Source organism: Micromonospora sp. NPDC049060, from assembly GCF_040649055.1.
Lineage (GTDB): Bacteria > Actinomycetota > Actinomycetes > Mycobacteriales > Micromonosporaceae > Micromonospora > Micromonospora reichwaldensis.
The window spans coordinates 36450-48817 of sequence record NZ_JBEZEV010000020.1; the positions used below are offsets into that span (position 1 = coordinate 36450).

Consider the following 12368-nt stretch of genomic DNA (forward strand, 5'->3'; position numbering starts at 1 on the left):
GTCGGGGTGCCGCCCGACGGGGTGCCGGCCGTCGGGGTGCCGGCCGACCCGATCCGCACTACCCGCCGCTGCACCGCTCGCTTGGCCCACGACACCGCCTCACCCGCCATCGCGGTGCCCGGGCCCGGCGGTCTCAGCCGTCGGCGAGCAACCGGTCGCGGACCTCGCGGCGCAGGACCTTGCCGATCTGGGACCGGGGCAGGTCCTCGACGACGACCACGCGGCGGGGCACCTTGTAGCCGGCCAGGTGCCGACGGCACGCCGCCCGCAGGCCCGCCTCGTCAGGTGGCTCGGCGCCCTCGTCCAGGACGACAGCCGCCACCACCTCCTCGCCGCCGTGCTCGCCGGGCAGGCCGACCACAGCGGCGTCGCGGACGCCGGGAACGCGGCGCAACGCGTCCTCCACCTCCGACGGGTAGACGTTGAACCCGCCGGTGATGATCAGCTCCTTGATCCGGTCGACCACGCTGACGAAGCCGTCGGCGTCGGCCACCACGACGTCCCCGGTACGCAGCCAGCCGTCGGGCAGCAGCGCCGCCGCCGTCTCCGCCGGGCGGTTCCAGTAGCCGGCGAACACCTGCGGCCCCCGGATCAGCAGCTCGCCCGCCTCACCCGGGGCGCGGTCGCGCGACGGATCCTCGGGGTCGACGATGCGGATGTCGGTGGACGGGAACGGCACGCCGACCGTGCCCGGCCGGCGGGCGGGGGAGACCGGGTTGCCGAGCGCGACGGGGGAGGTCTCGGTCATGCCGTAGCCCTCGACGAGCAGCCCGCCGGTGACCGACTCCCACAGCTCGACCGTCGCCGGGGGCAGCGCCATGGCGCCGGAGATGGCGTACCGGGCCGAGGAGAGGTCGATCCCGCGTTCCCGGGCGGTCGTGGCGAGCTTTTCGTAGATCGGCGGGACGGCGGGCAGGAAGGTCGGCGGCTGGCGACGCACCGCCGCCAGCGTCTGGTCCAGGTCGAAGCGGGGGAACAGCACCAGCGTGGCGCCGATGCCCACCGAGAAGGTGAGACAGAGCGTCAGCCCGTACGCGTGGAACAGCGGCAGCACCGCGTACACCGTCTCCTCGCCGTCGCGCAGGCCCGGCACCCAGGCGCGGCCCTGCGCCGCGTTGGTCCGCAGGTTACGGTGGCTCAGGATGGCGCCCTTCGGCGTGCCGGTGGTGCCGCCCGTGTACTGCAACAGCGCCGTGTCGTCCGGGCCGGGGGCGGGGTGCGCGGCGGCTAGCGGGCCGGCCTCGGCCACCAGCCGCTCCCAGGACAGCGCTCCGGGCGCGGGCCCGGTCATCGCCGCGCGGGTGGCCCGCGCCCGGGCCAACGGCAGCCGCAGCGCCCAGCGCTTGCGCCGGGGCAGGGCCCGGGTGAGGTCCACCGCGACCACGGTCTCGACGGCCGTCGCGCCCGCGCTGTCGCGGACGAGGGGGGCCACCTTGTCCCAGACCACCGCGACCCGGGCGCCGTGGTCGGCGAGTTGCCGGGTGAGCTCCTGCGCGGTGTAGAGCGGGTTGTGCTCCACCACCACCGCGCCGAGCCGCAGCACGGCGTAGAAGGCGACCACGTGCTGCGGGCAGTTCGGCAGCACCAGCGCCACCCGGTCGCCCCGGCCGACGCCGAGCCGGCGCAGCGCCTCGGCTCCCCGGCCCACCTGGTCGTCCAGGTCGGCGTACGTGGTGGTGGCGCCGAAGAAGTCCAGGGCGATCCGGGGGCCGAAGCGGTGGGCGGCGTCGCGCAGCAGGTCGACCAGCGACTCGTTGGACGGCGCGACGGTCGCCGGCACGCCCGGGGCGTAGCTGCGCAGCCAGGGCCGCTCGGCACTCAGGTCCATGTCTCTCCTCCGCCCGTGCCGGACCATCTCCTACTTAACGGTAACCTACGGTCGCGTAGGTAGCGTTCGGGGTCCCCCCGTCCGGCCGGCTCCGGTCGTAGACTCCGACGGTGCGGGATCGACGGGTCGTGGCGCTCTGGTCCGTGTTCGTCCTGCTCGCCGCCGCGTCGTCGGCGCTCGTCACGCTCCGCCCCGACCGCCTCTCCGACCTGCACATCTATCGTGGCGCACTGCTGCACCTGCAGGCCGGCCGGCCGCTGTACGAGTTCGCCGCCGAGAACGGCGGCCCCTTCACCTACCCGCCGTTCGCCGCGCTCGTGCTCTGGCCGGTCTCGGCCGTCGCCGAGGGTGTCGTGCAGGGGGTCTGGCTGGCGCTGATCTGCCTCGCGGTGGTCGCCATCGCGGTGCCGGTCGGCCGCGTACTGGCCGGCGGGCCGCGGCGGCACCTGGTCGTGCCGGCCGTCGCCTGCGCCCTGATGCTCTCCGCGCCGGTGCAGAGCAATCTGCGCTTCGGCCAGGTAAGCGTCTTCATCGTGCTGCTCGCGCTGCTCGACGGCATGGGCGTCCCCCCGGCCCGGCTGCGGGGCGTCCTCGTGGGGGTGGCCGCCGCGATCAAACTGACCCCGCTGCTGTTCGTTGTCTACTTCCTCGTCACGGGCCGCTACCGGGACGCCGGGCGGGCCGTCGTCACGTTCCTGGCCTGCGCCGTGCTGGGCGCGGTGGTTCTCCCGGTGGAGAGCTGGACCTACTGGACCGAGGCGGTGCGCAACACGTCCCGGATCGGCAACCTGGCCTCGCTGGGCAACCAGTCGGTGCACGGCATGCTGCTGCGCCTCGGCCTCGACCAGGCGTCGCTGCCGCTGCTCTGGGCGGCCCTGGTGGCCGTCGTCTGCGCGGTGGCCCTGCTGCGGGCCCGGCACCTGGCGGCGCACGGGCGCCCCGGCCACGCCGCCGTGCTCGTCGGCTGCGCGACCGTCGCCGCGTCCCCCGTGTCCTGGACGCACCACCAGATCTGGCCGGTGCTGGCGGCGATGCTGCTGATCGGGGCCGACGGGGTCGCCCGGCGGGTCGCCGGCGGCGCCCTGCTGGTGACCATGGTGGTCTCGCTGGGGGTGGCGCTCAGGCCGGTCTCGACCACGTCCGGGGTGCAGTTCCTCCTCGAGAACGCCCGGGCCCTCGGCGTCGCTGTGCTCTGCCTCGCCGGGTTCGGCGGGGCGGTGCTGGCCGCAGCCGGCGCGGGCCGACGGACCCCGGCGACCCGCGGCTGGCTGCGGGTGGGCACGACCGCCGCGCTGGCCGTGGCGTTCTTCGCCGTGCAGCCGCTGCCCGCAGGCGCCGATCCGACCTTCAAGGCGTACGCGCTCTCCGACGTCGCCAACCCGCGCTACTTCTTCGTCTGCCGGGGCCCGGCGGAGTGCGCCGCGTACGGCACGGACGCGCCGGTCACCTTCGGCACCCGCAGGGAGAAGACCAAGGTCCGCGTCAACGGGGTGGTGTCGCCCGCCGTCGCCCGGCTGGAATACCACTCCGCCCCCGGGGGCGCGCCCCGGGTCATTCCACTGCTCGCGCCCTACCCGGGCCCCCGGACGTTCTCGTTCCGGTCGGCGACCATGACCCACGGCCGGCTGGTCGCCTACGCGGCCGACGGGCGCCCGATCGCGACCTACGACGAGGAGTTGGCCGCCGCGCTCGCCGTCAGCGGTACCCGGCGGAATGGCGCACCGCCCGCCGGCCCTTGACCACCCCCATGACGACGACCGCGACCAGCGCCACCACGCCGATGATCACCAGCCAGCGGACCGCCTCCAGCAGCAGCCCGAGCAGGATGAGCGCGCCGGCGACGACGCCGACGGCCCAGAGCATGGCTCGCATGTCCACCTCCCGTGACTCCGGCCGCGCGGCGCGGCCTGGCCGTCTGCCTTCCCGGCCCGCACCCGGCCATGCCGCCACGACCGGCGAAGTCCTCGCGCGGCACGCCGGTGGCGCACATTTTCGCTGACATCACCGTCATGGTCCGGGCCGCCGCGTCGGCCAGCACCGCGTCCAGCGCCGCCCGGAATCCGGCGGTACGGGAGTACGCCGCGCACGCCCGGAGGACCGCGACGCTCCGCCGACCATCCGACTGACCGGCGTCCGAGGAGGCCCGGCACGGTCGCCACCGCCGCGGCCGTCCGGCGCGGCCGCTCCGCCACCGGCCGACAGCGTGGATCTTGGACAGTTGTCGTCCTCGGGTAACGACAACTGTCCAAGATCGCGAATGGATGTCGGCGGCTGCGCCGCCTGGACGCGACCCGCGGAAACGGGACGCCCCGCTCCTACACCTGGCCGGATCCGCCGAGCACCCCGCCGAACTGGCAGCGGGACGCCGCGCCTGATCGGGACCGACGCCCGCAGCACGCGCGTCCGGTCGCCGTCCGGCGGGGCGTCCGGTGACCGCGTCAGCGCTGGGCGACGTAGACCGTGTTGGCCGACTGCCCGCCGGTCAGCGGGTTGGCGAACGGGACGACGTGCGCCCGCGCGGTGCGGAACACCTCGGCGAGGACGGCCTCGAAGTCGGCGTCGGGCGGATCGTCCGACCAGAGGGCGAACACCCCGTCCGGGTGCAAATGGGCGGCGAGCCGGCGCAGGCCGTCGGGGGTGTAGAAGGGGGCGTGGCCGGGGTGCAGCACGTTGCGCGGCGAATGGTCCACGTCGAGCAGCACGGCGTGGAACCGCCGTTCCGGCTCCCGCGGGTCGAAGCCGGTGCCCTCGGCCACCGCGGCGAAGAAGTCGGCCCGCACGAACCGGGTACGCGGGTCGGCGGCCAGCCCGGCGGCGAAGGGCAGCAGCCCTCGGCGGTGCCAGTCGATGACGTCCTCGATCGCCTCCACCACCAGCAGGGAGCCGACCCGGTCGTCGGAGAGCGCGGTGCGGGCGGTGTAGCCGAGGCCGAGGCCGCCGACGACCACGTCGAGCCCCTGCACGGACAGGGGAGCCAGGCCCAGCCGGGCCAGCTCGATCTCCGCGACGGGGAAGAGGCTGGACATCAGGTACTCGTCGTCGAGCTTGACCTCGTACACCTCGACGTCGAGCGACGGGTCGCGGCGCCGGCGCAGGCTGATGAGCCCGATCGGGGTCTCCCGCCAGGCCAGTTCCTCGAATCGCACGCCCACGGGCCCGGATGCTACCCCCCGCCGCCCCGGGCCCCGGCGGCCGGCACGCGCATTCCTCCCGCCCGGCCGGGTATGCCCACCCCGTCGAGGGCCACCCGACCGGGGGCCGGGCAGGGGGCGCGCGGTGGCGGACATGCTGGCCGGACGGCTGCACCTGACGGAACGGGCGCTGCGGATGGACCCGCCCCGGCGAGGCGGTCGGGGTGTGGGGCGTGGGCGGGCTGGGCGCGCACGCCGTCCAACTGCTGCGACTGGTGGGTGCGGCCCCGGTGATCGCGGTGGAACCGCTGGCGGTGGCGCGGGACCGGGCGGCGGTCCTGGGGGCCGACGCGGTGCTCGACCCGGCCGACGCCGCGTTCCGCGAGACCGTGCTGGAGTTGACGGGCGGGCGGGGGCTGGACGTCGCGTTCGACTTCGCCGGGGTGACCGCCGTACGCGAGCAGGCGTTGACCGTGCTGGGCCGCCGGGGCCGGCTGGTGCTCGCGGGCATCGCCAACAAGCCGGTGACGATCGCCTCGGACAGCCCGTTCACCTACTTCCAGCAGGCGGTGCTCGGCCACTACGGCTCGGAGGGCGAGCACGTCGAGCAGTTGGTGTCCCTGGCCCGGCAGCGTCGGCTCGACCTGTCGGCGTCGATCAGCGACGTGCTGCCGCTGGCCGACGCCGAGGAGGCGGTACGCCGGGTGCAGACCAAGCAGGGTGACCCGATCCGGCTGATCCTGCGCCCCTGACCGATTCCGCTACGTCCGGTCGGGCCGGTCCCGCCGGTCGGACGGGCTCCGATGGTCGGGCCGGTCCCGCCGCTCAGCCGGGCTCCGATGGTCGGGCCGGTCCCGATGGTCGGGTCGGCCGAAGCGGCGGCGCCGCACGACCGCCGTAGCCGCCGTGGCCGCCGTCACCAGGGCGACGGTCCACAGCAGGGGGTCCGTCCGCAGGTGCGCGGGCAGTTGCCCGGCCAGGACGAACACGCCCATCGCCGCCACGAACCAGCCGAACGCCCGGCGCAGCACGTCCTCGCGGACGCGTCCGGCCAGCCGGCCGCCGGCCAGGCTGCCGAGCACGGCCGCGGCGGTGACGGCGGTGGCCAGGCCCGGGTCGATGTCGACGGTGGACAGGTAGCCGGCCAGCCCGGCGAACGACTTCATCGCGATGACCACGAGCGAGGTGCCGACCGCGACCGGCATCGGCAGGCCGCCCAGCAGCGCGAGGGCCGGTACCACCAGGAACCCGCCGCCCGCGCCGACCAGCCCGGTGACCAGTCCGACCACGACGCCGTCGAGGAGCACCCGCGCCACGGGCAGCTCACGCCGCTGGCGCCCGGGGCCGTCGTGCCGGCCCCTCAGCATCGCCGTCGCGGTGGCGAGCATCATGACGGCGAAGCCGGCGAGCAGGACGGCGGGCGGGACGAACGCGGCGAGGCGTCCGCCGCCGTACGCGCCGACCATGCCAGCGGCCCCGAAGAGCAGGCCGGTGCGCCACCGGACCCGGCCGGCCCGGGCGTGCGGCAGCGCGCCGACGGCACTGGTCACCCCGACGACGAGCAGCGAGGTGGCGATCGCCTCGCGGGCCGGCAGGTCGGCCACGTAGACCAGCAGCGGCACGGCGAGGATGGACCCGCCGCCGCCGAGCAGGCCGAGGGCCACCCCGATGAGGACGGCCAGCGCGACGGTCAGCGCGAGGCTGCCGGTCACGGCAGGGGCCGGGGCGTCGGGTGGTCTCCGAGCCGACCGACGACGGTCTGCACGTCGCAGCTCGCGCCGCGGTTGTAGGGGAGCCTGCCGAGCAGCATGCCCATCGCGCAGGTGTCGGTGACGGCGGCGAAGGTGAGGCCGGCGCCGATGAGGCCGGCGACCCACTTCAGGCCGGGTACGAACACCGAACCGAGGATGCTGAGCAGGACGATCGAGCCGGCGACGAGGCGGACCTGCCGCTCCAGCTCCCAGCGAGGCGTGCCCCGGCGGACCGGTCCCTGGGCGGCCTGCCACGCGGTCATCCCGCCGTCGAGGATCCTGAGGTCGGGCAGCCCGACACCAGCGAGGGCCTGCCCGGCCCGGGTGGCGCGAGCCCCGGAGCGGCAGATGAGCACCACCGTCTCGTCGAGGTGCCGCCGCAGCTCCTCGCGGTGCTCCCTGAGCACGTCGAGCGGCACGTTGTGGGCGCCGGGGACGTGGGCCGTCTCGAACTCCGCGGGGGTGCGCACGTCCAGCATGCGCGGAGCGCGGCCGGAGTCGATCAGCTCGCGCAGCGTGGCGGCGTCGAGGGTGGGCGGGGCGCTCGGTGAAGTGGTCATCTCTCCTCGTTCAGTGCTCGATCGCCCGTGGAAGGGCAGGGTGGGTCGGCCCGGCGCCGATCGGCGGCGGGCGCGCGTCGCCGTGCGGACGACCGGTGGCGTACGCAGGGGGCGGGGCCGGCGGTGCGTGGGTCGGTCAGGCGTCGCCGGGGCTCATGGCGACCCCGGCGGCTTCGGCCCGGCCGAACTTGTCGTCGATCACGACGACCTCGCGGCCCGCGTTGGCCAGCAGGGACGCGGCGACCGTGGCCCGGTAGCCGGAGCCGCAGTGCACCCAGACGGTGCCGGCGGGCACCTCGGCGAGGCGCCCGGGCAGGTCGGGCAGGGGGATGTGCACGGCGCCCTCGACGTGACCGGCGGTCCACTCGTTGGTCATCCGGACGTCGAGCACCACGTCCGGGGCGGGCAGCCCCGCCGGGGTGTCGCCGGCCCGGGCGGCGGCCAGCGCGGGAAAGTCGGTCATCCGCAGCTCGCGGAGCTGTCCCGGCCCGGTGGACCACCGGTCGGGGTCGCCGGTGGCCTGGGCGGCCGGCCGGTCGATGCCGATGCGGACCAGTTCGCGCTGGGCGTCGGCGACCTGCTCCTCGGTCTCCGCCAGCAGGGTGAGCGGTGCGCCCCAGTCGATGAGCCAGCCGAGCCAGGTCGACATCGGGCCGTCGAGTCCGAGGGCGACCGTGCCCGCCAGGTGCGACGTGGCGTACGCCTTGCGGTGGCGCAGGTCGACGACCCACTGGCCGGCGGCGATCCGCTCCCGCAGCTCGGCGGCGTCGGCCCGGGCGACCGGGGTGAGGTCCACCGGCGCCGGGCCGGCGAGGTTCGCCACCCCCATGTGGGCGTAGTACGCCGGGTAGGCGTCGAGCCCGGCGAGGGTCTCGGTGACGAACTCGTCGGCGGCGAGCCGCAGCACGGGGTTCGCCCGCTTCTCCCGGCCGATCGTCGACTCGGGCGCGTCGGCCTGGCTGGCGGAGCAGAAGCTGCCGAAGCCGTGGGTGGGCCACACCTCGGCGCCGTCGGGCAGCAGGTCGGCCAGGCGCCGGGCCGAGGCGTGCTGGTGGTGGGCGAGTTCGTGGGCGTGCTCCCCGCCGAGCAGGTCGGTGCGCCCGGTGGTGCCGAAGAGCAGCGAGCCGCCGGTGAAGACGCCGACCGGGCGCCAGCCGGAGTCGTCGGCCTCGTCGAGCACGTACGACAGGTGGTGGAACGTGTGTCCCGGCGTGGCGAGCACCCGCAGCCGCAGCGCGCCGGAAACGGGCACGGTATCGCCGTCGGCGACCGGCGTCCGGTCGAAGTCGACCTCGTCGTCCGCGGCGACGAGGTAGCGGGCGCCGGTCAGCCGGGCCAGCTCCAGGCCGCCGGAGACGTAGTCGTTGTGGATGTGGGTCTCCACCACGTGCGTGACGCGTACGCCCTTCTCGCCCGCGAGGTACAGGATCCGGTCGATGTCGCGCTGCGGGTCGACCACGATCGCCACCGTGCCGTCGGAGGCCAGATAGCTGCGGTCGCCGAGCGAGGACGTCGCGATGACGGACACCTCAACTGCCATTGCCGTGCTCCTTGTGGGATCAAATACCCCGGGGGGTATGTGGCGGGCACACGCCGGGGTGTTGACGTGTGCAATCTGTCTACCCGCACACGCCGCTGCCACGCAACGTGTGCGGTGCGTTTCTTCAGGTGGCGGGTCAGGCGAGGGCGAGGAAGAGCTTCTCCAGCTCCTCCTCGGTCATCTCCGGGGAGTCGCCCCGCTCGCGGGCGGCGGTGCAGTGCCGCATGCCGGAGGCGATGATCTTGAAGCCGGCCCGGTCGATCGCCTTCGACACCGCCGCGAGCTGGGTCAGCGCCTCGCGGCAGTCCTGACCGGTCTCCATCATCTCGATGACCGCGTTCAGCTGACCTCGGGCCCGCTTCAGGCGGGTCAGGGCCTCGCTCGTCATCTCGGGTCGAAGCTTCACCGCGCACCTCCTCGTGTTCCTCACGATACCCCCGGGGGTACCTGGATGCCATGCTACCCCCTAGCCGGGCGGGCGGGCACGTCCGCGCGGTGATCCTGTTCGCACCGGCGGAGGCACCCCGCCGGGAATGGGGAGGCGAGGACCGCCTCCGGCCGCCTCCGCCCGCAGCACCGCGACGCAGGGTCGTCGGGCCGTCGACGCAACGCTTATCCTGTGCCCCGACCGCCACACCGGGAAGGGTTGCGATGCCGTCGCGGCAGGACCAGCTGCACTCGTACCAGTTCACCGTCCAGCGGGCCGTCGCCGCCCTGGTGATGCGGGAGACCGACCCGGCGCAGTCGCCGTTCCGGCGGCTCGCCGGCGCCGGCCTGGCCAGCGTGCTGGTCGCGGCCATCGGCCTGGGCGGTTTCGCCCTCTACGGCCTCTTCACCGGGGGCGGCAGCACGTGGCGCGACACGGGCGCGGTGATCGTGGAGAAGGAGTCCGGGGCCCGGTTCGTCTACCGGGAGGAGAAGCTGCACCCGGTGCTCAACTACGCCTCGGCCCTGCTGATCATCGGTGCCGAGCGGCCGAAGACGGTGCTCGTCTCCCGGCGCGCCATCGACGGGGTGCCGCGCGGGCTGCCGCTGGGCATCGCCGACGCCCCCGACTCGCTGCCCGCCAGGGGCCGGCTCTCCACCGCGCCGTGGACGGTCTGCTCCGCCGCCGGCGAGGCCGACCGGACGACGCCCCGCTCGGCGCTGCTGATCGGCGTGACCGCCGGAGGAGGCCGGGCCCTCGGCGAGGACGCGCTGCTGCTGCGCCACCCCGACGGCGGGCTGCATCTCGTCTGGCACCAGCGCCGCTACCTGGTGCGCGATACCAACCGGGTGCTGGCCGCCCTGGCGGCCACCCGGGCCCGGGCGGTCCCGGCGGCCCCGGCCCTGCTCAACAGCCTGCCCGCCGGCGCCGACCTCGCCCCGCTCGCCCTGCCGGCCGAGGGGGAGCGCTCCGCGCGGGTGTCCGGGGCGCGCATCGGCGACGTCTACCTGGTACGTAACTCGGGCGGTGGCCGCCAGTACGCCGTCGCGCTGCGGGACGGACTGGCCGGCATCACCGAGTTGCAGGCCGGCCTGCTGCTGGCCCGCACCGGCCAGGGCGAGCCGGAGCCGATCACGCTCGGGCGGTTCGCGGCGCTGCCCAAGCTGCCCGACCTGGCCCCGACGGGGCCCACCGCCCCGCCGACCGCGCCGCCCCGGCTGGCCGCCTCCGACGGGGTGGGGCTCTGCGCCCGGGTGGGCGACGACGGCGGCGTCACGGAGGTCCGGCTCGGCGTACGGCTGCCCGACCTCGCCGCCGCGCCGCGCACCGTCCAGGCGGCCGGGGGTGGGGTGCGCGCCGACCACGTCGTGGTGGAGCCGGGCCGTGGCGCGGTGGTCGAGGCGGTCGCGGCGCCCGGTGCGACCGGCGGCGCGGTCTCCGTGGTCACCGACCTGGGCCGACGCTACGTCCTCGCCGGCGGCGAGGTGCTCGGCACGCTCGGCTACCGCGACGTGCGGCCGGTGCGGCTGCCGGCCAGCCTGGTCGCCCTGGTGCCCGCCGGCGCCACGCTCGACCCGGCCGCCGCGCGGGTCGTCGCCGCCCCCGCCTGAGCGCGCCCTTGCCTGAGCCCGTGCTCGCCTGAGCGCGCTCCCGCCTGAGCGCGCCGCCGGCTGGGCCGGTGCCGCACCGCTACCTCGGGTGGCCTCGGCGAGGGCGAACCGGTCGGGCTCGGCCGGGCGGGGCTCAGTCGGCGGGGCGGCGCAGCACGGTGACGGCGAAGTCGGCGTCGTCGCGCCACGGGCGCAGGTCCCAGGTGGCGAAGCGGTGCTCCAGCCGCAGGCCGGCGGCCACCGCGTCGGCGTCGAACCCGGTCAGCGGGTAGCCCCGGTCGGTGCCGAAGCCGACCGCCAGCACGCCGTCGGGGCGCAGGTGGGCGGCGACGCGGCGCAGCACCTCCCGCTCGGTGCCGGGGGCGACGAAGGCCAGCACGTTCCCGGCCACGACCGCCGCGTCGAACGGCTCCGGCTCGCCGGCCGCCGCCAGGTCCAGCTCGCTCAGGTCGGCGACCAGCCAGCGCGGGCCCGGGTGGTCGGTGCGGGCGGCCTCCACCAGCGCCGGGTCGGCGTCCACCCCGATCACGGTGTGGCCCCGGGCGGCCAGCGCCGCGCCCACCCGGCCGGTGCCGCAGCCGGCGTCGAGGATCCGGGACCCGGGCGCGACCAGCGCGTCCAGCAGGCGGGCCTCGCCGGCCAGGTCGGCCCCCTCGGCAGCCAGCCGGCGGAACCGGTCGATGTACCACTGCGAGTGCTCCGGACCGGTCTCGGTCTCCCAACGGGTCGGGTTTGCCATGCCGCCACCGTAGCCGGGTCCCCGGTGCTCCCCGGGGGGTGGGGCGGACGGGGCGATGCCCCGCCGGTGCCGTGGACCGGGGATACCGTGGCCGCTCAGGCCGGGGGGACGTCGCCGCCCGGGCCTCCCGCCGACGAGTCGGCAGCGCCGGGCGACGGATCGACGCCTCCCGCCGACGAGTCGGCAGCGCCGGGCGACGGATCGACGACCCAGTGGTTGGTGCGGAAGAGGCGGCCGGCGAACTCCGTCTGCTCCTCGCCGACGAGGACGAAGCCGACCGATCGGCAGATCGCGTTCGACGCGGCGTTGGTCGTGGCGGGGAAGGCGTGGATGAGGCCCCACCGGCCGTCCGCCCGGGCCAGGGCGAGCACGGCGCGGACGGCTCTGCCCGCCAGGCCCCTGCCCTGGAACTCCGGCACGACCATCCAGCCGATCTCGGAGAGGCCCCCGTGGGAGTACACCGTCACCGTCCCCGCCACCTGCGCGGAGTCGCCGGTAATGATCATCTTGATCCAGGCGCTACCGTCGCGGACGGTCTCGAGGTCACGCCGGAGCTGGGCGGGCACGCGCTCACGCGGCTGCGGGCCGCCCAGCTCCGCCATCACGGCCGGATCGCAGCGCATCCGCACGTACGCGTCGAGGTCGCCCGGCTGCACGTCGCGCAGCCGCATCCCGACCGCGGGCGGGGCAGCCGTGGGCACGTCGTCGGGGACCGCGCCGGGGGAGGCATCCACCCGGCACATCCTCGACCAGCGCCCACCGCGCGGCAACCCCGCCCGCCG

Annotated in this window: 12 protein-coding genes; 3 read left to right on the plus strand and 9 right to left on the minus strand. The window is 75.7% G+C overall.

The window, feature by feature from the left end:
* Positions 1-133: 133 nt before the first annotated feature.
* Entirely contained in the window at positions 134-1828 is a 1695-nt protein-coding gene (locus AB0B83_RS11235) for a long-chain-fatty-acid--CoA ligase (protein WP_357578036.1), read from the minus strand.
* Positions 1829-1938: 110 nt separating this feature from the next.
* Between AB0B83_RS11235 and AB0B83_RS11240 the strand changes: the two genes are divergently transcribed.
* Positions 1939-3567 (plus strand): glycosyltransferase 87 family protein, encoded by a 1629-nt coding sequence (locus AB0B83_RS11240; RefSeq protein WP_357578037.1) that lies wholly within the window; start codon positions 1939-1941, stop codon positions 3565-3567.
* Here the strand turns inward: AB0B83_RS11240 and AB0B83_RS11245 are convergent.
* Complete coding sequence (locus AB0B83_RS11245; protein ID WP_357578038.1) at positions 3524-3700, minus strand: hypothetical protein; 177 nt, start codon at positions 3698-3700, stop codon at positions 3524-3526. The two genes, AB0B83_RS11240 and AB0B83_RS11245, sit on opposite strands and share 44 nt — an antisense overlap.
* A gap of 566 nt (positions 3701-4266) precedes the next feature.
* Positions 4267-4980, minus strand: a complete 714-nt coding sequence (locus AB0B83_RS11250) for a spermidine synthase (protein WP_357578039.1) — start codon at positions 4978-4980, stop codon at positions 4267-4269.
* A 212-nt stretch (positions 4981-5192) separates the two neighbouring features.
* Between AB0B83_RS11250 and AB0B83_RS11255 the strand changes: the two genes are divergently transcribed.
* A complete protein-coding gene (locus AB0B83_RS11255; protein WP_357578040.1) occupies positions 5193-5711 on the plus strand; it encodes a zinc-binding dehydrogenase in 519 nt (172 codons plus the stop codon).
* A gap of 9 nt (positions 5712-5720) precedes the next feature.
* Here the strand turns inward: AB0B83_RS11255 and AB0B83_RS11260 are convergent, their stop codons facing one another.
* From AB0B83_RS11260 to AB0B83_RS11275, 4 genes are all read right to left on the minus strand, one after another.
* Complete coding sequence (locus AB0B83_RS11260) at positions 5721-6671, minus strand: sulfite exporter TauE/SafE family protein (protein ID WP_357578041.1); 951 nt, start codon at positions 6669-6671, stop codon at positions 5721-5723.
* On the minus strand, positions 6668-7270 hold the full coding sequence (locus AB0B83_RS11265) for a rhodanese-like domain-containing protein (RefSeq protein ID WP_357578042.1): 603 nt from the start codon (positions 7268-7270) through the stop codon (positions 6668-6670). The genes AB0B83_RS11260 and AB0B83_RS11265 overlap by 4 nt, the downstream gene beginning before the upstream one ends.
* A gap of 136 nt (positions 7271-7406) precedes the next feature.
* Positions 7407-8810, minus strand: a complete 1404-nt coding sequence (locus AB0B83_RS11270) for an MBL fold metallo-hydrolase (protein WP_357578043.1) — start codon at positions 8808-8810, stop codon at positions 7407-7409.
* A 136-nt stretch (positions 8811-8946) separates the two neighbouring features.
* Complete coding sequence (locus AB0B83_RS11275; RefSeq protein WP_089000744.1) at positions 8947-9216, minus strand: metal-sensitive transcriptional regulator; 270 nt, start codon at positions 9214-9216, stop codon at positions 8947-8949.
* Between the two features lie 245 nt (positions 9217-9461).
* Here AB0B83_RS11275 and eccB point away from each other — a divergent pair, with 245 nt between their 5' ends.
* Positions 9462-10847: a type VII secretion protein EccB gene (gene eccB, locus AB0B83_RS11280; protein ID WP_357578044.1), complete on the plus strand. Its 1386-nt coding sequence runs from the start codon at positions 9462-9464 to the stop codon at positions 10845-10847.
* 133 nt (positions 10848-10980) lie between these two features.
* Here eccB and AB0B83_RS11285 read toward each other — a convergent pair whose 3' ends face one another.
* Both AB0B83_RS11285 and AB0B83_RS11290 read right to left on the minus strand, forming a co-directional pair.
* Entirely contained in the window at positions 10981-11586 is a 606-nt protein-coding gene (locus AB0B83_RS11285; protein WP_132240246.1) for a class I SAM-dependent methyltransferase, read from the minus strand.
* A gap of 95 nt (positions 11587-11681) precedes the next feature.
* Complete coding sequence (locus tag AB0B83_RS11290; RefSeq protein ID WP_357578045.1) at positions 11682-12320, minus strand: GNAT family N-acetyltransferase; 639 nt, start codon at positions 12318-12320, stop codon at positions 11682-11684.
* Positions 12321-12368: the final 48 nt, after the last annotated feature.